Here is a 19,777-nt window from a genome sequence, read left to right as displayed (position 1 = left end):
TTCACCTCAAAAGCGTGGCGGGATCGGTGTCCCGCAAACGATGAATTGCCAGAAGACAGGCGACAGCCGCGACAAGAAGCACAACTGTTGAGGCTGCAGCGACAATGGTGAAGCGCAATTCGAAGGGAACCCGGTACACCGCCGCCATCAGGGCGATTGCAACACTTAGAAACAGGCTGATGATAAAACCGAAAAGACCGACCCAGCCCGCCTGTTCGATGACGATGAAACGAAGCCGGTCGAAGGGTACGCCAAGCGCCCTGAGCGTTGCATATTGAGGCACCGTGCCGGCCACCGCACCCATCAGGGTCTGGCTCGTTATGACGGCTCCGATCATCACGGCGATGAGGGTCGCGAAAATGAATGCAATTCCCGCACCCGAATCCAGCAACATATACATCGTCGTCATGGACGCGAGTTCTTCAGCCGACCAGACCTCGAAACGGCGTATATCGGTGCCGCTGTTAAGGCGCGCCTGTATGGCGGCGCCGTTGGTGCCCCGCTTGAGATCATAAAGGAAATAGGTGGCGCCGCCGTCGCTGGGCAGACTGTGATCGAGATTACGGGCGGTCTCCCGTGAGGTCACCACGTTGACGCCGCCTAGGCCGCGAAGGCCGTCGATATAGCCGACGATCCGTACCGAACGCCCGTTCACCTCGGCAATACCGCCCTTTTTTGTAGAAAGCTTCGAAGCGTCTGCAATGTCCACAAGGACGGTGCCGGGCTCGCTCAACTGATTTCGCAGCGATCCGGGAATAATGCGCGCGAGGGCCTCGGCGTCATGTGCCGTATCAATGCCGAGAACCGTGACGCTGACACCGCCGCCCCCGTGCGTGCCTCTCCAGTCGCCGGAGCCGAACAGAACCGGCTCCACATGCGAGATCGCCGGCTCGGCGTAAAGATTTGTCGCCACACTTGCGGGAATCGCGCGCCCGAGGTCGACACTCTGTGTTCCGGGAAAACCCACCCAGTATTCGGCTTTGGATTGCGTAACGTAAAGACCATTGGCACCCACGATGCCCAGCAGCAAAGCACCCTGGACCGTCATCAGGACGCCCGAGAAGGCAATCGCGATTGTCGCGGGCAAAAAGCGGCGCCATTCGTGGATCAAGGTCTTGCGCGCAATCGAGATCGTCATGATCCGCTTTTCCTCCGCTTATCGGGGAAGGTTGCGATACCAGGTGCCTGCGCTGCGAGACTTCCGCCCGTCGCTTTCGCAAAGGCAATTAAGGCTTCCGCTTCGTTCTTCGTCGCTTCGGTAAGTTGACTGCGGGTGTCTGCGGCTTCGATTTGGCGGGTCACGAGGGCGGACGCGTCAGACAGGCCTTCGCGGGATAACAATTTGGCTTGAGCCAAACCTTTTTGCGCCGTCGCATAGGCTGAATTCGCACGCGCGGTTTCAAGCCGCGCGGCGAGGAGCGTCCGCAAGGCCGAGGAGGCTTCGCCATCGGCAACCAGAACTGACTGCCGGTAGGCTGCAACGGCCTCACGCCATTGCGCCTTTTTTACCTCCACGACATCCAGTCGTTTCCCGTAGTCAAAGATGGGCATCTGTAATGATGGGCCACCCATGACGCCGAAGATGGACCCTGAGACGGGTGATCCGATACCGATCATTCCCGAGAGATGGAGTTTGGGATAAAGATCGGACGTCGCAATTCCCACTTCGGCTCCCGCCTTCAGGACGGCAAATTCAGCCCTTCGAATGTCCGCGCGCTGCCGCAGCACATCGGCCGGAACCGCCGTTACCCGTGCGTTGCTCGCCACGGGTTGAGGTCTCATTGCCGATAGGGTGGCATCGCCCTCCCTCACGCCCTGAAGAACCGCAATGCGCTGGATTTCGTCGGCAATGGCATTGTCGAGAAGGCGTTTCTGTTGCGCCATAGCGGCACTGTCCTCAGTCGCCGCCTGGGCTTCGAACCTTGTCGCCAATCCGCTTCTTGATCGTAAGGTCGCGACATCTCGTGCTTTTGCCTTAGCGGAGGATAGGAGATCGACATTTTTTCGCTGGTGCTGCAACGCCCTCAGACGCACGTAACTTGTTGCGGCCTCCGCCGCGACGGAGAGCTTCGCTGCATTTACGTCTTCAGCCGCTATGTATCTGTCCAGATCGGCAGATTGCTGGGCGAGCTTATCTTGCCCGAAGAGAGCGATTTCCCATTCAGTCTCAAGGTTAAGATGAGCTGGACGGCGGGAAATGTCGTCTACCTTCGTCCTGCTGCTGGAACCCGTTGCAGACCCGGAGAGGGCGACATTGGGCAGGAAGCCGGAGGACGCAGAGTGTGAAATCGCGGCTGCCGCAGCCAGCCGCTCACGGGCCTGCGCCAAGGTCAGATTGCCCTGCTCTACACGCGCCACGATGCCATTGAGTTGACTGTCGTTAAGCGCCAGCCACCAGGCTTCGGTTTTTGGGCTGGGTCGCCGCGCATCCGCCGGCGGAAACTCCGCCGGTGCGATGTCAGAAAAAGTCGGTCCGCCCTGATGGCAGGAAGATAGGAGGAGCGCAAGGAGCATCCAGCGATGCCGATTCAAAACGCCATTGCAATTCGACCTCGAACGATCGACACAATCACGACGCACCCTAATCATTTTGGACCACATGAAACACGCATTACCCAGAAAAATAGCCGTTGATCCCCAGTGCCGGTCGCTGATGCGACAAATCGAATGCAGGCCATCGCATTCATCGTCCCAAGACCATTGCAGGCTCAAGATTTCGCGCAGTCACTGTGCAGATTTGGTCGAGGACCTCGGTATCGACCTTTCCTCCGGTGCCGTCGACACACACCATGCACCCGCAATGATCAGCGCACTGCCACCCAGCTGAAGAGCGGACACTGGCTCGGAATAGAGGAGCCAAGCGCTTGCGAGCACAAAAACGTAGCTGACGGCGGAGAGGGGAAAAGCTTTCGAAAGATCGGTCTGCGCAAGCACACGCAGCCAGAGGACGAAACAGACAATTTCGGCAATGATGGCCAGAGTAAACCAGGGCGATTTGGCAAGATTAATCAACCATTGAGCGCCGAATTCGCCCGAAACACGGACAGCGCTCTCCTTGAGAAAAATCTGCTGAAGCGTATTCAACAGCGGAATGGAGAGCCAAAGCGTCGGCAGATCCCTCATTGCTTCTCCAATCCATCAGAGCTGAAAACCGGCGAAACCCATCGCAGAAGAGCGTGCAGAGCGGGGTTCTTGTGCCTGAAAAACATTGAGTTCGCCGTCAGCGTGCTGCCGAGACGGAGCTTGTTCTGGTAATAGGCCTGCCCGCTTTGATATCGGGTGAGCCCGTGTTCGAGGCAGTAACGCAAGTTCTCGAACCAGCTGAGATAATAGAGATTGTAAGGCTTGCCATTGACCGCATCCATGCAGAAGAATTTATCGATAAGTCGATCGCGATCGTACAAAAGCAGGTTGAAGGCGAGAATGTCGTCGCCGACGCGATAGGTGGTACAGAACGTATTCTCGGGCAGATTTGACAGGACACCCGTGAAATAGTCCGGCGTCAGTTCTTCGAACTGCCACTCACTTCGGTTACGGGTATCGTGATAAAGCTCCAAAAACCGGGGCAACATATCGCCGAGGTCCGTGATCCGCTCCACTTTTACCTCTGAGGCTGCGCGGCATTTGCGGCGCATGTCCTTGCGTGTCGAAGACGACAAGCCGGCGAGATAGGTTTCGATGTCGGGAAAATCCACCCGCAACCATGCGGTTGGCAAGCCGGGCATGGCGACGAACTCGCGCCGGTGGACCGCTGCCGAAAGCGCTCGTCCCAGAGGCATCGGTACGTCTTTCAGAGCGAACAGGCCATATCCTGACATCTGGGCCCATCGTTCTGTGCATTCCAGCAGATAGGTCATCAGATCAGTTTCCCAAACGCCAGGAATATCCGGATGCATTCCGATACTCGCGCACTCCGTGCAGGGAGAGCCGATACAGGCAAGCCGGAGCGACAAGAACCGTGGGAATAGTTTGCGGATGCCTTCGACAAGGGACGTGACCCGTCCTCTTTCCAGCGTCGTTTCCAGACGGTAATCGCATAGAAAAATTGGAGCAGCAGCTATCATTATCCCGTAATAGCTGATGGTCGCATATCGCCATTCAAAGCCCTCAAGGCCGGACTGTTCCACTGCCAGCAAATAGTCATAGCGTTCTATATCGCCGCTGAAACACGCATCCCAAGCGTCCCTGTCGACGGCGGCAAGCGTCTCATGGATCCGGAATTCGAGGTTCCGGGAATTGAGACCCGGGCCGTCGCCAATTTCAAATCGGGTTTCTAAACGCATGTTTTGTCTCAAAAAAACGGGCGGAAAGATCGGCGACTTTGCGATGTTCCCTGTCCACGTGGATCATATGGTAGCTGTCGTTCAACCAGTGCAGTGCTCTCGGGCCGCCAATCTTTGTGGCGATGTAGCGGGCGTGATCGGGACCGCTGAGATCATCTTCAGTTGAATGAATGATGAGGGATGGCGTCGTGATCTGAGGCAGATGCTTCTTGAGATGGTGGCCGAGCCGGCTCATCTCGACGACACCGCGCCCCGGGAAATGGCTGAGAACACCTTCATTTTCCATGGCCGCAATCATCCGCCTCAGACGATCGTCCTTGATGCCAAGGGAAGGCGTTTCACTGAAATTAAGACGATCGATGAAGGGTATCAGACTGATCCATCTGATGTGCGGTGAAAGGATCGCGTAATAGCGCGGAACATTCCAGCCGTCGTAGTGGAAGCAGGGTGAGTAGAGCGCGACCGACCTAATCGGGGATGATGGCATATGGGACGCGAGCAGCGAAAGCTTTCCGCCAACGCAAATGCCAGCGGAAAAGACGGTATCGCTTCGCGTCGCCAGCCAGTCTGAGGCGACCGCGATGCTGTCCAACCAGTCTTCAAAACGGGAGCGCCGCAAGGCGGCTTCCCCACGCCCATGCCCTGCGAGCAAGGGCGCAAAAACCGAGTAACCCCTGCGGCGGAATTGCCGCGCCACCAGGCGCATTTCGGCTGGGGCGCCGCTCATGCCGTGCACGAGCATGACGGCCTTGCCATTCGTACCCTCTTCGAAAAAGGAAAGACCGTCGTTTGACGGATTGAACGCTTTCGTCTTTTCGTCTGCCGAAGCGTGCGGGAAGGCGTGGAACAGGTTTGATTGTGAGCCGGCAAAAGAAAATGTCATAGCCCTGATGCTCCCACGCAGATGACGCCGCCCGATACCAGCGCAACCCCGATCGAGTGCCGCAGGCCGACCGTTTCCTTGAAAAGGATAGCGCTAAAGATGGTAATGACGGCATAGCTCGAGGCCATCAGCGGGAATGCGATGGAGAGCGGAACATTCGCGAGGACATAGGTCCAGGCGACGAGCTCTACGCCCCAGAACACGACCCCGGTTAATGTCCAGGGGTGGAGATAAATGTTGCGCCGGTCCTTGGCCGAGGCCAGTTTGAAGCAGACTTCCCTGCCTGCCTCTGTCAGCACGCAGAAAAGAATGAGAGCGAGCATTGTGTTATTGAGCCCGTCCGTCATGACAGCATGTCCGAAAACGACCTTAAAAGCGCAAGGTTGGTGACGGTGTTACGATCGCGGGTCATCACCGCATCGGGCGCGCGCAACGGCTGGTCGATCAGGATTTCTCCCTGCTTCAGAAGCCGGGTCAGCAAGGTGCCGCTATACACCGGCGTCGAGTAATCACCGATGACGTCGGCCCCCACGATGCGATGTCGCGTCGCGATATCGCTTAACAGCTCAAGGACCGTTGAAAGCCGCAATCGGCCCTGATCCCAGTTGGTGATAGCGTCGTCCAGCGAAAGGCAATCCTTGTCTATGGTGATATAGACATTGGACGTGAATATCCGCGACAGCAGGTGCTCACTGAATGCCGGCAGCCCCATCTTTCTCATGGTCGACCAGATGAGATGGCCGCCCGACTGGATGTAGCTGACGCTCTCACCGTAGGCGCGTCTGACGCGGCTTGGCAGGTGGTCGTAAGGGTAGAGCTCAACCTTCCCGTTAGCGAGATTGCCAAGGTTGGCGCCCTTGCGCTCCGGCGTTTGCAGGTCGTCGCTGCAGACACCAAGCGTGATGATCTTTTGAACATTTGGATGTTCTGCGACCTCGTTCACCCAAGAGCCGCAATGGAGACCGTTGTCGAAGTTGACCCAGTCAGGGTGATTGTCGATATGGATGACGGTGAGAGGTCCATCGAAACTCTCTGCCGCCTCGGCAACCAGCATTGCTGAGACATGATGAAAGTCGCCCGATCCAAGAAAACACAGCCGAGGGGACGCGGGCGCGCCGGCGGGGCGCGCTATACTGGGTTTCAACAGATCGAGCGACTCTCTCCTGCTCCAGAGACGAATGGCGCTCCCACAGCGTCGTTCGTCAAACTCGTGTGCGCCCACCGAAAGTGCGGCGTCAACGAAGGTTGGCTGCAGATGGAGGGCATCATCGAGATGGAGCAGAAGCGTGTTCACGAGCTTACCTCCGTTCAGCACGGGTCAGAAGCTGGTCGAGCAGCTCGATCGCGAGATCGATCTCGTCCAAGGAGATGTTGAGGTTCGGCGCGAATGTGATGACGTTCTTGTGGTAACCACCGACATCGAGCACCAGGCCGTATTTGCGTCCGTTGACGATCATGTCGCCCTTCATGCCCTCATCCGACATCCAGTCGAGAGTGGCTTTGTCAGGCGTGAAGCTGTCGTCGCGGCAAATCTCCATCCGGAGAGCAAGGCCGAGCCCATCCACTTCGCCGACGATCGCGTGTTTGCGCTGTAACTGCTGCAAACCATCAAGGAAGGCAGCGCCCTTCGCCATAACACTGGCGCCGATATTCTCTTCGTCGGCCATTTTAAGCGTTTCGAGGGCAACAGCCGTTCCCATCGGGTTGCTGGCGAAGGTCGAATGCGTGGAGCCGGGCGGGAAAATCGTCGGGTTGATCATCTCTTCGCGCGCCCAGATGCCGGACAGCGGGTTAAGACCATTGGTAATCGCCTTGCCGAAGACCAGAACGTCAGGGGAGACGCCGAAATGTTCGATCGACCATAGCTTGCCGGTGCGGTATACGCCCATCTGAATTTCGTCGACGACAAGAAGAATGCCGTGCTGATCGAGCACCTTCTTCAGCTCGACGAAGAAGTTCATCGGCGGGATTACGTAGCCGCCGGTGCCCTGGATGGGCTCGACGTAGAAGGCCGCATATTCGGACTTGCCGGCCTTCGGGTCCCAGACCCCGTTATATTCGCTCTCGAACAGGCGGGCGAACTTCTGGACGCAATAGTGGCCGTACTCCTCTTTCGACATGCCCTTCGGGCCGCGAAAATGATAAGGAAACTCGATGAACTGGGCGCGTTCGCCAAAGTGCCCGTAACGACGACGGTAACGGTAAGACGAGGTGATGGATGTGGCGCCCAGCGTGCGACCATGATAACCGCCCTCGAAAGCGAACATCAGGCTCTTGCCGCCTGAAAAGTTCCGGACGATTTTCAGCGAATCCTCGACCGCCTGCGAACCTCCGACGTTGAAGTGCACGCGACCCTTGCTGCCGAACTTTCTTTCCGCGTCCTGCGCGATCATCGTCGCTAGTTCGACCTTCTCGCGATGCAGATATTGAGAGGCAACCTGGGGCAGGGTGTCCAGCTGGCGATGGGCTGCGGCGTTGAGGCGCGGGTTGCGGTAGCCGAAATTGACCGCCGAGTACCACATCTGCAGATCGAGAAATGCCGTGCCGGCCTCGTCATACATGAAGGAACCGTCGCATCCCGAGAAGAACTTGGGATGATCCGTGTAGTGAACCGTGTCGCCGTGGGAGCAATAGGTCTCCTCCAGAAAGCGAAGTTCGTCTTCCGATACGGTATCTGGCTGGCCGTTAGCGGGCTTGATGAGAGAATGCATTTTCATATTCCTGATTAGGCGGTTTGGGAAAGGTCAAGATCCGCTCCGCGAGCGGTGATGATGTGTGGCAGCCGTGTGGCCGCTTCAGCCTGCACATCCTTAAAAGTCGTGTAGGAGACGAAGGGGATGGAGTGGCTTGTGCAATGGGCGACCAGCTTGTGCTTTGCGAAAAGAATGTCGGCACGCGCCGAGACGCAAAAATCGCTTCGCCCGTCGCCGACATAGAGGTGAGGCGTATGCGATGCGACCACGGCGCACTTGCAAACCCCCGATCCGGCCTGGCAATCGGACTGCATGAATGGTGCCTCCAGTCGGTAATGAAAGCGGGTCGCGTTCTTTTCGACACAGAGGCGATTGGCGATGATGTCGAGGTGGCCGAGGCCGTGAGTGGACAAGACGCGGTGAATGAAGCGATCGACCCCATCACTGACAACGGTAACGGGGATCGAGTTTTTTGAGCACCAGCGGACAAACTCGGGGAATTCCGGGTCGATTTCGACCGTGTCGAGAAATTCATCGATGTCATTCATGGCCGCCTGAATGAGCGTGATTTGCGCACTCATGCATTGCCGCGCGTCGATGCGCCCCGCTTCCCAGGCTCGCTCGAGGTCGTGCCACTCCGACGCCGCAAACCGCTCGAGAACGGCATCCGTGACGTCGATCATGGCGATCGTGCCATCAAAATCGCAAAAAGCGTGCATTAGCGCGCCATTCCCGTGCGGGTGATGTCGCAAGGCCTACAAACGCTATATGTGTTTCCAAGCGTTGCTGGCCGGCCGGACCCTGCGGGACTATCGCTGCGATAGGAGCGGGTTATCCCAAGTGATTGTTCAGTTCTTGATTTTTTCATTTCCGAAAAGCTCTCCGTCAAATCCAGCGCGGCGGGAGACGGAACAGTGCCGTTTACCGGTGCCGTGCTGGCGAAAAGGCGAGTGCGCCTCGTCTGTCGAGAAAGTGTGGAGAAAATCTTCGTGTTCGGTGGAGCGGGAGCCCGTCGACCACATCACCGATTGACGCGCTTGAATAAGTTGGTCCAACTGCAGCGAGAATGCCGAAGTCGCACTGCGATCGCAGCGTCAGCCCGTTGAACCAATGTCGCCGATGCTTGATTTCAACGCCTGCAAAAATTGCTTATCGAGAGACAATTCATGAACAATGCCCTTATCCTGATCATAGAAGACGATCCGGAAATATCCGACATCATTGAAACCTATTTCGCGCGCGAAGGCTTCCGAGTCGTCACCGCGGGTGATGGCACAGTTGGATTGGCCCATCACCAACGCCTTCGGCCGGATCTGGTGGTGCTTGATATCAAGCTACCGCGTCAGGACGGATACGAAGTCCTTGCCGCCATCAGGCGGGTGTCCGACACGCCTGTCATCATGGTAACGGCGCTTGCGGATGATCTGGACAAGCTGCAGGCTTTGCGCATCGGTGCCGACGACTATGTCGTCAAGCCCTTCAATCCCCTTGAAATCGTTGCGCGCGCCAAGGCGGTCCTTAGGCGGGTCGCGGGTCGTAGTCCAGACCATGTTTTGCGCGTTGGGCCGCTGAGTGTCGATCCCCAGGCCCATCGTGCGGTGGTGGAAGCGGGTTCCGAACATGTTGTTCTCGATTTGACTCGGACGGAATTTCGTATTCTCGCCCACATGGTGGCTTCGCCCAATCGCGTGTTCGAGCGCTCCGAACTGGTCGACGCCTGTCTCCCGGAAGGTGAGGCGCTCGACCGTACGGTTGACAGCCACGTCAGCAATCTCAGGCGCAAACTGACTGCCGCGGGTGCCGGAGGCGTTCTGACGGGCGTGCGCGGCGTAGGATACCGGATTGATGACATCTAGGCGCGCCAATCTTAATGCCGGCCTCGTTCGCGCGATGGTGTTGCTGACACTGTTGGCCTTCGTCGTCGTTTACGGCGGCCTGGTAGCATATTTTTTCTTCATTTATGACTGGCTCTATCCCGAAGGCGAGTATGATAGCGCCTGGCAGCTTGGCGATACGATCACGCTGGGGCTGTTGCTAGGTATAGGTATATTGACCGCTTCGATCCTTGGCTGGAGGTTGGCGCGATACGTTACGGAACCGCTAAAGTCCGTTGCGCGCGCGGCACGGACGATCGCCCGGGGTGATTTTTCTGCACGCGCCGTGCTTCCCCGTCGCAGCTTTGGCGAAGCGGGTGAGCTTGTCTCGGATTTTAACCTGATGGCCGAGCGGCTGGAGCGCGCAGAGACAGAGCTCAAATATTCAAATTCTGCCATAGCCCATGAGTTGCGGACCCCTCTGACCATTTTGCGGGGCAGATTGCAGGGCCTGCTTGACGGTGCGTTTCAGCCCACCCCCCAGCTCTATCTTCGCCTTATTGCTCACGTCGATGACCTTGGCGGCATCGTTGAAGAGCTGCGGACGCTCGCGCTCAGCAATGCCGGCCAGCTCGATCTGCAATATTCCCGGCTGGACCTCGCATCGGAAGTCGCCGCCACTGCCGATTCCATGGAGGATGACCTCTCAATTGCTGGCAGCCTGGTCGTGAGACGGCTAAATCCCGCTGTTACGATGGCAGACAAGCCCAGATTGCGTCAGGCGATCGTTGCGTTGCTCGATAATTGCCGGCGCTATGCCCCAAATTCTACCGTCTATCTAGAGACCTGGCAGGACAAGGATCATGTGTATTTCAGATGCACCGATACAGGTCCCGGCCTTGCCGATGAGAGCCGGAACCGCGCTTTCGAACGATTTTGGCGAGCCGATGATTCCCGTAATCGTGTTTCCGGCGGTTCGGGCCTTGGTCTTCCAATTGTGAAGGCGATCATGCAGGCGCATGGAGGCGACGCTGTCATTCTGCCGACCGAAGGACGTGGTTTCAGCGTTGATTTGCAGCTGCCACGTCGGGAAGAGGCCCCAGGCTGAGGATCAGACACCACGGGCTTTTCAGAGCGTCGCCGACACCGAGCCGCCGGTAGCTGGAGCAAGCCCAAAAGGGCCGAAGAGCATGGAAAAGAAGGGACGCTTCGGCGCCCCTTCTTTCGTTTCAAGCCACCGATCATCGACGTTTCCTCCACATAATCTGCATCTGGACTTGGTTAGTGACGCTTACGAGCAATCTCTGCTCCCAGCGTCGGCGCCACCGTGCCGGCGGAATTTGATACGAGGTTTTCGATGCGAAACGCGCTCATTCTCGCGGCGGCAATTGCCGGCGCAGCCATCCTTGGAAACACCACCGCCCAGGCCGGTTCTTATGCCGCTGCCGAAATCAACATGCGGGCGGGTCCAAGCACACACTATCCTTCCATGGGTATCTTGGCCGAAGGCATGCCACTCAACGTGATCGGCTGCACAAAGGGTTATCGGTGGTGCGACATCGAGGCCTCCGGGCGCCGGGGCTGGGTGTCGGGTGCTTACATCGATATCGATCACGACGCGCAAAGGCTTCGGGTACCCGCCTATGCCCATATGGTGCATGAGCCCGTCGTGCCGACTGTGTCATTCAACATTGGCGCCTATTGGTCCGATCATTATGCCGATCAGGACTTCTACGGCGACATCGACACCTGGGATGATTTCGCCTGGGAAGAAGATGCGCCGCCTCCCGGTTGGGACCCCAACTGGTGAGACGGAGATCAGGCGGATGGGTTGCTGTGCGACCCCTGCCCAAGGCGTGTCGGGGCAGACGCTTCATGACCGAACGAAAACTTCTCGTTGTCTGCATCGTCTTTTCCATCCTTGAGGTGGTTCTTGCCTGGCATACGACCGGCTCGCAGATAAACGACCATTTGCGGACGAGCGTTCAGCAAGCCGCAACACCATGACTCAGACGACAATGAAACGCACAATCGCCAGAAAGAATGGTCTCATCATCGGCTCCGTCATCGCAGTTCTGGCGATAGGCGGGGCGTCGGCGCGGACGGTTTTCTCCGATACGGATGACCAGGAAGAAATCGTTATGCCGGTTGTTCAGGGAACCGTCGAAGAAGCGGTTGTCGCCAGTGCCGTCCTCGAGCCCGCCCGATTGGTCAATGTCGGAGCCCAGGTGTCCGGGCAACTGAAAAACCTGCATGTCGAACTCGGGCAGAAGGTGAAGCAGGGCGATTTGATCGGCGAAGTCGATTCGACAACGCAGGTAAACGGTCTGCGGATCGCCAATGCCGCCCTTGCGAACCTTAAGGCACAGCGGCGGGCGCGGGACATCCAGCGGCATCAGGCTGAACTTGCGTATAACCGGCAGAGAACGCTCAACAGCGCGAACATTGTGTCTACCGCTAACAGAGAAACCGCTGAAGCAGCGTTTCGCGTCTTGCAGGCCGAAGTCGAGGCACTTGACGCGCAGATCCTTCAGGCTTCGGTCGAGGTTGAGAATGCTGAGGTTAATCTCGGCTATACGAAAGTGCGTGCTCCGATCGACGGCACGGTCGTTGCCGTCGTCACTAAGGCAGGGCAGACGCTGAATGCCGTTCAGGCCGCACCAACAATCGTCTCTCTGGCGCAACTGGACACGATGCGTGTGAAAGTTCAGGTTTCTGAAACTGATATTGGGCGGGTCCGGGTCGGGCAGACCGTCCGCTTCACGATCATGGGTTATCCGGATAGCCCGATCTCGGCGAAACTTGAGCAGATCGAGCCGGCGCCCACGACAATCGCGGCGGATTCCACGGCCGGCACCGGCACGTCAGGCGCGGTTCAGGGTGCGCAGGCGGTTTATTATAATGGCCTGTTCAAAACCCCCAATACGGATGGCCGGCTCAGGCCCATGATGACCGCGTCCGTCAGAATTATTGTCGGCAAGGCAGAGGACGTTCCCCTCGTGCCCTGGTCGGCCCTCACGGATCGCGATAAAAACGGTCGCTATCATGTCCGTGTTCGTCAGGCATCCGGCGCTGCGGTCGAGAAGCTCGTGACCGTTGGGCTGACGGATAAAATCAACAGCCAGATCATCGACGGGCTTTCCGTTGGCGATAAGGTCATCATACCCGCTGAAGGTGAAACGTCGACCAACACAGACCTGGTGACGATGTGATACCTCTTATCCAGATCGACAATGTCTACCGCTCGTTTGCAGCCGGAGACGAAAAAATCACCGCTCTGAACGATGTCAGCCTTACGATCGAAGCGGGCGAGCTTGTCGCGATCGTTGGCGCCAGCGGTTCGGGCAAATCCACGCTCATGAATATCCTCGGATGTCTCGATCAGCCCAGCGAAGGGGACTATCTGATCGGCGGCAAGAGTGTTTCGGGGCTGACTGCCGATGAGCTTGCGGCGTTGCGACGGGAGCATTTTGGTTTCATCTTCCAGCGTTATCATCTGCTCGGTCCGCTCAAAGCCATCGAGAACGTAGCAATGCCTGCCGTGTATGCAGGTCTCGACCCTGCTGCCCGTGATCGCCGCGCGAAGGCGCTGCTGGATCGTCTTGGACTTGGCGAGCGTCTCGATCATCGCCCGGGCCAGCTTTCCGGAGGCCAGCAGCAGCGCGTCTCCATTGCCCGCGCCCTGATGAATGGCGGCGAAATCATTCTTGCAGACGAGCCCACCGGCGCACTCGACAGTAAAAGCGGAGAGAACGTTCTTGAGATACTCAAGGAGCTGCACAGTGAAGGGCACACTGTCATCATGGTCACGCATGATTTGCAGGTGGCGGCCAACGCCGATCGTATCATCGAAATCCGTGACGGCAGGATCGTTTCCGACCAAAGAACACGGGATGTCCCGGAGGCAAGCATCCGGCTGCCCCCCAGTGGCGAAACGCCGATTGGCCGGTTCTCCGCCCTCCGGCAGCGCCTGTCCTATGCGGGTCCGATGGCGCTCCGCTCCATGGCAGCCCACCGCATCCGCACGTTCCTGACAATGCTCGGTATCATCATAGGCATCGCCGCCGTCGTCTGTGTTGTAGGTCTGGGGGAAGGATCGCGTCAGAAAGTTCTGGCGCAGATGAGCGAACTTGGGGCCAGCACGCTCTCCATCTATCCCGGGCGTGATTGGGGCGACGAGCGTGCGGCGAATATCACGTCTCTCGTCATTGCCGATGCCGAAGCACTGTCGGCGCAATCCTACGTGCGCGGTGTAACGCCGCTCATCTACGCTTCGGCGCGTGCCCGCTCAGACCACGCGTCTCTGACAGCAAACGTCAACGGCGTGGGGCACGACTATTTCACCACCAATGGCATGATGTTCATATCGGGCGGGGGCTTCTCCGCCGAAACGCCATCGAGGCTCGGCCAACAGGCCATTCTGGACGACAGGACAGCCGCTGCGCTTTTCCCTAATAAGCGGGTTCCGCTTGGGCGCACCATCATGATCGACCGCATGCCGGCGACGGTGGTGGGCATTGTCCAGCGACCAAGAAGCGCTGCGGGCGACAGGACATTGCAGATCTATGTTCCCCATTCCAGCGTGGCGGGAAGAGTGTCTGGAACTGCCAGCAGTCTCGGCGGGTTGACCGTACGCGTCGCAGATGGCGTCGATACAGCGGCGGCCGAGCGCGCGATCGTCAACCTTGTTACCCGGCGGCATGGGACGAAGGACTTCTACGTTTTCAATAGCGATCAGATGCGAAAGGCGCTTGAGAAGACCTCCCGTACGATGACCCTTTTGATCTCGTCGGTCGCCGTAATTTCGCTGATCGTCGGCGGCATCGGTGTCATGAATATCATGCTCGTTTCCGTCACGGAGCGGACGCGCGAGATCGGGCTTCGGATGGCCGTGGGCGCAAGGCGCCTCGACATCCTGCTGCAATTCCTCATCGAAGCGGTCTTGATTTGCCTGGCTGGTTCGGTCGTGGGCATAGGCCTCGCGGTTGCGATTGCGGCGATCATCGGCGACCAACAGGGTGAGATGCCGATGATCATCTCCATGCAGGCGGTGCTCGGATCCTGCGCCGTCGCTTTTCTGATTGGCCTCACCTTCGGCTTCCTGCCTGCCCGCAATGCGGCGCGGCTCGATCCGATAGACGCTTTGTCGAGAGAGTAAGAGGCAATATCGTGCTTGGTGCAATTCTGGTGAAGGAGAGAGTTCAATGAGTAGACATCAAAATTCCGTCGCGGTGGCGCTGGATATCGCGCAAGAGGCGGATTTGCACGATTTCAAAAAGGCCTTGCAGCGCGCCTTCATGCTCGCCGTCGTGGAGGAGATGGGGCCGACGGGCGAGACGATCCCGGCAGACGAGGACATTGAAGGTGCATTTCACGCTCCCGGCTCTGTCGTACTTCGCGTTCTCGCCGACGGAAAGTGGGTGGGAGGTGCGGTCGTTACAATAGACGACAAGTCGCATGAAAATGAGCTCGCCTTTTTCTATGTGGAACCGGATGAGCATGGCCGGGGCGTCGGCCAGAAAGCGTGGAAAGAGATCGAGCGGCGGTATCCTGAAACCCGCCTGTGGACGACGCACACGCCCTATTTCGAAAAGCGCAACATTCACTTCTACGTCAACAAGTGCGGGTTCAAGATCGTCGAATATTTCAATTCGCGGCATCCTGACCCGCACGATACGCACGAGGCTGATCCCATTGACAGTGGCATGTTCAGGTTCGAGAAAAACATGGCCTGTGAAGACGCTGATCCTTCCCGGCGATCTCGACGGTGAAATCGGCACAGCCGCCCGGGTTACGGTGAGGTTGCCAACGCCGTTTGCCCAGGGTCTCATCCTGTGGCCAGCTCACGAGCGCATCAAACCATGCGGGGAAGAACATCGGTCGGACCGCCCTTGTCCATCAGCCGGTGTTTCATCGCTCCCAGCACGTGGAGTCCGATAAGCACCAGAATGGCATAGGCGCCGTACCTGTGCAGCGTCTGGAAAACAGTAAAGGCACTGTCGTTCTTGGGAAGCAGTTCCGGCAGATGGGTAATGAAGAAAAATGGGACACCATCACTCTGCGAAAAACTGCTGGAGAGCGAATAGCCGAGTAGCGGAACGAGGAGCGTGAGGAGAATGAGAAGCTTGTGGACTGCGTGCGAGAGGGTTCTCTCGAACGGCGCAAGAGCCGAGGGCGCTGGCGGCATGCTCGTTGCGTAGCGCGAGCGAAGCGCAAGGTGGACAATCGCAAGCAGCCAGACGAGAATGCCGAACTGCTTGTGGTTGGGATAGAAGATCGAAGCGGTTGCCATATCGCTTTCCGGCAGGCGCGTCATATACCAGCCCGACGCAATAAGTCCGATGATCAGAGCGGCTCTTACCCAGTGAAGACAGCGGATCGGGAGCGGATATTTAACGGTCTTGAGATTGTCGGTCTTGATGGCTGACATCACAATGGTCTCCTTGATGGGAATAGCCATTTCGCCAGGTTGGCGCTGGCGAATGAGAAAGACGGGCTCAGTGGCCCGCCTTGACGTTGTTGAGGGCAAGGAATACGGCTGCCGAAAGCAGGCCGATCAGGGTGCCCGCGGTAGTCAACAGAACCGCATGCGCCTGCGAAAAGGCACTCTTGCCGGCGGTTACCAGTGCCGCAGCGACGTTTTCGGGCAGTTTGCCTGCAAGAACGTAGGTATCTCCGATGGAATGGCGTGCAGCATCTGCGAGCTCAGCCGGAACTCCTGTCGGCAGAACCAATGCACCCATGTAGATTGCCGAGAGGGCCACGCCGAAGAAGGTGATGCCGAGACCGGCGCCAAGCTCGTAACCGGTTGCCTCGAGCGAACCGGCAGCCCCTGCCTTGTCAGCCTCCACAGATCCCATGATGGCGATCGATGAAGCCGTAAGGCCGATGCTGAGCGATAGTCCGAGCAGCATTAGGCATGCCGGTACGATGAAGCCGGGGTCATGAAAGTCTATTCGCGCCAGCCCGAGAAGGCACAGAGAGGCAATCAGCAGGGACGCGCTTGCGACTGTGCGAAGCCCGAGCCGGTTCGACAGGAAACCAGCGAAAGGACCGCCGACAGCGGCAGCAATCATGATGGGCAGCATGAAGAGTCCTGCCTGCAGCGGCGACTTGTCGAGAACAAACTGCATCTCCTGGGCAAGCGTCAGTTCGACACCTGCCAGCGCCCCCGACGTGACGATCGCCATAGCCATACCTGTCACGATTGCAGGGCGGGAAAAGAGGGTTACGTCCAGCATTGGCTGCGCCACGGAAAGCTGGGAGCGAAGGAAAATCGTCAGAGCGGTCGCGCCGATAAGAAGAGCGAGCACGACGATCACGAAGGGCTCCCTGCCGCCGAACCCGGTTTTGACGGCATAGACCAGTGCGATGAGACCGACGATCAGCAATAGAGCCTGGCTTATCTGCCATTTTCCGGAAGAAACCATTTCCTTTTTCGGCAGGATGAAAGCGATGATCGGAACGACGACGAGCATGACGGGAATATTGATCAGGAAGACCGATCCCCACCAGAAATGCTCGAGAAGCGCACCGCCCACCAGTGGACCGACCGCGGCGCCGGCGGCACCGACCGTGCCCCAGAGACCGAGCGCCATCGCTCGCTCACCCGGGTCTTCGAACGTGCGCCTGATGATGCCGAGAACACAAGGGAGGATCATCGACGCTCCGAAGGCAAGCAGGACACGCCCGGCAATCAATATCCAGGGCGTCGGCGAAAACGCAGCCACGAGGGAGGCAACGCCGAAAACGAACAGGCCGGTCAGCAGCATTTTCCTATGACCGATCCTGTCGGCGAGGGTTCCCATCGGCACGAGCAATCCGGCCATCAGCAGAGAATAAATGTCGATGATCCAGAGCACCTGCGTGGTCGAGGCCCGCAGCGCCAGCGTCAGCGACGGCACGGCGATATGAAGGATCGTCATGTCGATCACAACGGGCGTAAATGCCAGCATGACCGCAATGAGAATGAACCACCGACGCGCGTGCAGCGGGGAGGGGGGCGTGACGTTATTCGGGTCGACAGACACCGTCATTTTTTTCACCATCAGAATACTCGATCGCGCAAGGCTGACAGCGGGCTGAAGCCGCGGCCACTTCCGCAGCCTGGACCTTATTGGCAGCCCTTTGTTGTTTCATGGAGGACTTGTGGAGAAAGCGTGGAGACGACGTCCTTCGGTCCAGCAAGGGGACCGTGGTCAGAAGACCGGCCGGCCGAGCGAAATCTCGAACATAGCGCCGCCTTTGGCGGATGGCGCATAGTGTATCTTGCCGCCATGGGCCTCCACGATCGCGCGTACGACAGAGAGACCTAGTCCGTTGCCGGTTTTTTCATGATGGCCGGTCCTGGTGCCTCTTCTGAAGGGTTCGAAGGCCCAGGGCGCGATATCGTCACCGAGCCCAGGGCCTTCATCGATAACGCGCAGGCGCGTGATGCGGTCTTCCACGTGAAGCGTTATATCGATGGCACCACGCACAGCATGACGACGCGCATTCGTGACGAGGGCAAGAAGTACCTGCCGAATCCGCATCGCATCGGCCTGAATCACGACATCGGCGAGGCTGAGCCTAAGTTCGAAACCCTCATCCCGCAGCTCCTCTTCCAGCAGGTTGCCGAGTTGTTCGATTTCCTGCTTCAGCCGCACCGGCTCGATGCGCAGATCAAGATGGCCGCTGTCAGCCAGCGTCACAGTGCGCAGATCCTCGACAAGCCGTGCCAGCGAATCCACTTGCATGACCAGGGATTGAAGCGAGGTTTCGTCAGGTTCGAACACGCCATCGATCATCCCTCGGAGACGGCCCTTCAGGATCGTGAGGGGGGTGCGCAGTTCGTGTGCGATCGTGGCGTTCCAGAGCTTCATATCTGCCGCCATGTCGTCAAGACGTTGCGCCATCGCGTTAAAATCCTGGACGAGATAGGCGGTTTCCCCAAGCGACTGGTCGCCCGGCAGAGCGCGCGCGGAGAGATCACCGTCCTTAATGCGTCGTGCGCTTTGGGCAAGTGATTCAAGCGGCTGTAGGATACGCCGGGTCAATCGAACCGATGCGACGGCAGCGACGATGAGGGCTATGAAGATGAGAATGGAGAGGATGATGAAGTCGACGCCTGTCAGCCAACTCTCCTCGTACTGCGACCATGGCGAAAAGTAATAAATGATGCCGAAGGCGATGTAGGTGCCGAAAAAGACCACCAGACAGACAACAACGGTCATTGATGACATGGCCAGCAATATCTGCCGGCTAAGACCTTTCTTCAGCATCATGGCTCTACCGCCAGACGGTAGCCGACGCCACGAATGCTGGCGAGCATCCCCTCGCCACCCGCCTGATCGAGCTTTTTGCGCAATTTGCTGAGATGGCTGTCGATGGTGCGGTCGAGTGCATCGGAACCTGGAAGGCAGGCGTCCACCAACTCTCCCCGGGTGAAAACCTTAGTCGGCGTTCGCGCCAGATGCGTCAGCAGGCGGAACTCAGTCAAGGTGAGCGACAGTCGGATACTTTCGCCGTCTTTGTCGATCTTTGCCTGGTAGCTGTCGAGATCAATGGTCAGATTTCCGACCCGGACGACGGCGCCGGTTTGCGCGAGCCCGGCGCGTCTGAGGACCGCCTTTGCCCGTGCCACGACCTCGATGGGGTTGAACGGTTTGACGATGTAATCGTCGGCGCCTATGCGCAGCCCCTGAAGGCGGTCGACATCTTCGTCGAGCGCGGTGACCATGATGACGGGGGTATGGCCGCGTCTTTGTATCTCAGCCAGAACCTCCCACCCGTCCAGCCGCGGCATGGTGACGTCGGCCAGAACAATATCAGGTTTGAGTGAGCGGTGGAGTTCAAGGGCCACCTTGCCGTCGCGGGCATGCGCCGTACGGAAACCTTCGCGGACAAAATAGGCCTCGAGGATGCCAGCAATTTCCATGTCGTCTTCAGCGATCAAAACCAGTTCAGCCATCGTCTTCACACTCCTTGAGACTTCCATGCCACCGAACGACGGCTCCGTCGAGTGTGAGACTGCGGCCTCCACGAAGCCTCAACAATTCCTACACAAAGCCACCACCCTCGGACCCTAGATGGTCGCCATCAAAGAGATTTTTCAAGAATGCAACG

20 protein-coding genes are annotated in these 19,777 nt (G+C 58.2%); 7 read left to right on the top strand and 13 right to left on the bottom strand.

Annotation, left to right across the window (positions count from 1 at the left end; genetic code table 11):
* Position 1: 1 nt before the first annotated feature.
* The 9 genes from FS804_RS22025 to FS804_RS21985 all read right to left on the bottom strand — a co-directional run bounded on the left by FS804_RS22025 (position 2) and on the right by FS804_RS21985 (position 8,578).
* Positions 2-1,138 carry an ABC transporter permease gene (locus tag FS804_RS22025; RefSeq protein ID WP_144578949.1) on the bottom strand — a complete coding sequence of 379 codons (1,137 nt, stop codon included), beginning with the start codon at positions 1,136-1,138 and terminating at the stop codon, positions 2-4.
* Positions 1,135-2,514 carry a TolC family protein gene (locus FS804_RS22020; RefSeq protein ID WP_246665934.1) on the bottom strand — a complete coding sequence of 460 codons (1,380 nt, stop codon included), beginning with the start codon at positions 2,512-2,514 and terminating at the stop codon, positions 1,135-1,137. Before FS804_RS22020 ends, FS804_RS22025 begins: the two co-directional genes overlap by 4 nt.
* 210 nt (positions 2,515-2,724) lie before the next feature.
* On the bottom strand, positions 2,725-3,123 hold the full coding sequence (locus FS804_RS22015; protein WP_144578947.1) for an EamA family transporter: 399 nt from the start codon (positions 3,121-3,123) through the stop codon (positions 2,725-2,727).
* On the bottom strand, positions 3,120-4,283 hold the full coding sequence (locus FS804_RS22010; protein ID WP_144578946.1) for a GNAT family N-acetyltransferase: 1,164 nt from the start codon (positions 4,281-4,283) through the stop codon (positions 3,120-3,122). Before FS804_RS22010 ends, FS804_RS22015 begins: the two co-directional genes overlap by 4 nt.
* Complete coding sequence (locus FS804_RS22005) at positions 4,261-5,166, bottom strand: carboxylesterase (RefSeq protein WP_144578945.1); 906 nt, start codon at positions 5,164-5,166, stop codon at positions 4,261-4,263. Before FS804_RS22005 ends, FS804_RS22010 begins: the two co-directional genes overlap by 23 nt.
* The gene (locus tag FS804_RS22000) at positions 5,163-5,513 is read right to left on the bottom strand and encodes an EamA family transporter (RefSeq protein WP_144578944.1); all 351 of its coding nucleotides are present in this window, start codon (positions 5,511-5,513) and stop codon (positions 5,163-5,165) included. The genes FS804_RS22005 and FS804_RS22000 overlap by 4 nt, the downstream gene beginning before the upstream one ends.
* Positions 5,510-6,460, bottom strand: coding sequence for an arginase family protein (locus tag FS804_RS21995; protein ID WP_144578943.1), 951 nt, complete (start codon positions 6,458-6,460; stop codon positions 5,510-5,512). The genes FS804_RS22000 and FS804_RS21995 overlap by 4 nt, the downstream gene beginning before the upstream one ends.
* Before the next feature lie 4 nt (positions 6,461-6,464).
* Positions 6,465-7,877, bottom strand: coding sequence for an aspartate aminotransferase family protein (locus tag FS804_RS21990; RefSeq protein WP_371417901.1), 1,413 nt, complete (start codon positions 7,875-7,877; stop codon positions 6,465-6,467).
* 14 nt (positions 7,878-7,891) lie between these two features.
* Positions 7,892-8,578, bottom strand: a complete 687-nt coding sequence (locus FS804_RS21985) for an MtnX-like HAD-IB family phosphatase (RefSeq protein WP_144578941.1) — start codon at positions 8,576-8,578, stop codon at positions 7,892-7,894.
* A 447-nt stretch (positions 8,579-9,025) separates the two neighbouring features.
* Between FS804_RS21985 and FS804_RS21975 the strand changes: the two genes are divergently transcribed.
* The 7 genes from FS804_RS21975 (at position 9,026) to FS804_RS21950 (ending at position 15,444) form a co-directional block, all read left to right on the top strand.
* A complete protein-coding gene (locus FS804_RS21975) occupies positions 9,026-9,715 on the top strand; it encodes a response regulator (RefSeq protein WP_144578940.1) in 690 nt (229 codons plus the stop codon).
* Positions 9,705-10,781, top strand: coding sequence for an ATP-binding protein (locus tag FS804_RS21970; protein ID WP_144578939.1), 1,077 nt, complete (start codon positions 9,705-9,707; stop codon positions 10,779-10,781). Before FS804_RS21975 ends, FS804_RS21970 begins: the two co-directional genes overlap by 11 nt.
* A gap of 249 nt (positions 10,782-11,030) precedes the next feature.
* Positions 11,031-11,483, top strand: a complete 453-nt coding sequence (locus tag FS804_RS21965) for an SH3 domain-containing protein (protein ID WP_144578938.1) — start codon at positions 11,031-11,033, stop codon at positions 11,481-11,483.
* Between the two features lie 65 nt (positions 11,484-11,548).
* Positions 11,549-11,680 (top strand): hypothetical protein, encoded by a 132-nt coding sequence (locus tag FS804_RS25415; protein WP_019565817.1) that lies wholly within the window; start codon positions 11,549-11,551, stop codon positions 11,678-11,680.
* A gap of 11 nt (positions 11,681-11,691) precedes the next feature.
* Complete coding sequence (locus tag FS804_RS21960) at positions 11,692-12,885, top strand: efflux RND transporter periplasmic adaptor subunit (RefSeq protein ID WP_246665933.1); 1,194 nt, start codon at positions 11,692-11,694, stop codon at positions 12,883-12,885.
* Positions 12,882-14,831, top strand: a complete 1,950-nt coding sequence (locus FS804_RS21955) for a MacB family efflux pump subunit (protein ID WP_144578937.1) — start codon at positions 12,882-12,884, stop codon at positions 14,829-14,831. The genes FS804_RS21960 and FS804_RS21955 overlap by 4 nt, the downstream gene beginning before the upstream one ends.
* Before the next feature lie 46 nt (positions 14,832-14,877).
* Entirely contained in the window at positions 14,878-15,444 is a 567-nt protein-coding gene (locus tag FS804_RS21950) for a GNAT family N-acetyltransferase (RefSeq protein ID WP_144578936.1), read from the top strand.
* Positions 15,445-15,527: 83 nt separating this feature from the next.
* Here the strand turns inward: FS804_RS21950 and FS804_RS21945 are convergent, their stop codons facing one another.
* The 4 genes from FS804_RS21945 to FS804_RS21930 form a co-directional block, all read right to left on the bottom strand.
* The gene (locus tag FS804_RS21945) at positions 15,528-16,103 is read right to left on the bottom strand and encodes a cytochrome b (RefSeq protein ID WP_144578935.1); all 576 of its coding nucleotides are present in this window, start codon (positions 16,101-16,103) and stop codon (positions 15,528-15,530) included.
* 67 nt (positions 16,104-16,170) lie between these two features.
* On the bottom strand, positions 16,171-17,721 hold the full coding sequence (locus FS804_RS21940) for an MFS transporter (RefSeq protein ID WP_246665932.1): 1,551 nt from the start codon (positions 17,719-17,721) through the stop codon (positions 16,171-16,173).
* A gap of 150 nt (positions 17,722-17,871) precedes the next feature.
* The gene (locus tag FS804_RS21935) at positions 17,872-18,936 is read right to left on the bottom strand and encodes an ATP-binding protein (RefSeq protein ID WP_144578933.1); all 1,065 of its coding nucleotides are present in this window, start codon (positions 18,934-18,936) and stop codon (positions 17,872-17,874) included.
* Positions 18,933-19,622, bottom strand: coding sequence for a response regulator (locus FS804_RS21930; protein ID WP_144578932.1), 690 nt, complete (start codon positions 19,620-19,622; stop codon positions 18,933-18,935). The genes FS804_RS21935 and FS804_RS21930 overlap by 4 nt, the downstream gene beginning before the upstream one ends.
* Between the last annotated feature and the right edge of the window lie 155 nt (positions 19,623-19,777).

The sequence above is a fragment of the Agrobacterium sp. DE0009 genome (assembly GCF_007680755.1).
In the GTDB taxonomy this organism is placed as follows: Bacteria; Pseudomonadota; Alphaproteobacteria; order Rhizobiales; family Rhizobiaceae; genus Agrobacterium; species Agrobacterium tumefaciens_B.
Note: the sequence above shows the minus strand (reverse complement) of the source record. Positions and strands in the feature narration are given on the sequence as shown.

Excerpts from the sequence above, each read along its gene's own strand:
- FS804_RS22025 (WP_144578949.1), bottom strand. The coding sequence starts at position 1,138 with ATGACGATCTCGATTGCGCGCAAGACCTTGATCCACGAATGGCGCCGC.
- FS804_RS22020 (WP_246665934.1), bottom strand. The coding sequence starts at position 2,514 with ATGCTCCTTGCGCTCCTCCTATCTTCCTGCCATCAGGGCGGACCGACT.
- FS804_RS22015 (WP_144578947.1), bottom strand. The coding sequence starts at position 3,123 with ATGAGGGATCTGCCGACGCTTTGGCTCTCCATTCCGCTGTTGAATACG.
- FS804_RS22010 (WP_144578946.1), bottom strand. The coding sequence starts at position 4,283 with ATGCGTTTAGAAACCCGATTTGAAATTGGCGACGGCCCGGGTCTCAAT.
- FS804_RS22005 (WP_144578945.1), bottom strand. The coding sequence starts at position 5,166 with ATGACATTTTCTTTTGCCGGCTCACAATCAAACCTGTTCCACGCCTTC.
- FS804_RS22000 (WP_144578944.1), bottom strand. The coding sequence starts at position 5,513 with ATGACGGACGGGCTCAATAACACAATGCTCGCTCTCATTCTTTTCTGC.
- FS804_RS21990 (WP_371417901.1), bottom strand. The coding sequence starts at position 7,877 with ATGCATTCTCTCATCAAGCCCGCTAACGGCCAGCCAGATACCGTATCG.
- FS804_RS21985 (WP_144578941.1), bottom strand. The coding sequence starts at position 8,578 with ATGCACGCTTTTTGCGATTTTGATGGCACGATCGCCATGATCGACGTC.
- FS804_RS21975 (WP_144578940.1), top strand. The coding sequence starts at position 9,026 with ATGAACAATGCCCTTATCCTGATCATAGAAGACGATCCGGAAATATCC.
- FS804_RS21970 (WP_144578939.1), top strand. The coding sequence starts at position 9,705 with ATGACATCTAGGCGCGCCAATCTTAATGCCGGCCTCGTTCGCGCGATG.
- FS804_RS21965 (WP_144578938.1), top strand. The coding sequence starts at position 11,031 with ATGCGAAACGCGCTCATTCTCGCGGCGGCAATTGCCGGCGCAGCCATC.
- FS804_RS25415 (WP_019565817.1), top strand. The coding sequence starts at position 11,549 with ATGACCGAACGAAAACTTCTCGTTGTCTGCATCGTCTTTTCCATCCTT.
- FS804_RS21960 (WP_246665933.1), top strand. The coding sequence starts at position 11,692 with ATGAAACGCACAATCGCCAGAAAGAATGGTCTCATCATCGGCTCCGTC.
- FS804_RS21950 (WP_144578936.1), top strand. The coding sequence starts at position 14,878 with ATGAGTAGACATCAAAATTCCGTCGCGGTGGCGCTGGATATCGCGCAA.
- FS804_RS21945 (WP_144578935.1), bottom strand. The coding sequence starts at position 16,103 with ATGTCAGCCATCAAGACCGACAATCTCAAGACCGTTAAATATCCGCTC.
- FS804_RS21940 (WP_246665932.1), bottom strand. The coding sequence starts at position 17,721 with ATGGTGAAAAAAATGACGGTGTCTGTCGACCCGAATAACGTCACGCCC.
- FS804_RS21935 (WP_144578933.1), bottom strand. The coding sequence starts at position 18,936 with ATGATGCTGAAGAAAGGTCTTAGCCGGCAGATATTGCTGGCCATGTCA.
- FS804_RS21930 (WP_144578932.1), bottom strand. The coding sequence starts at position 19,622 with ATGGCTGAACTGGTTTTGATCGCTGAAGACGACATGGAAATTGCTGGC.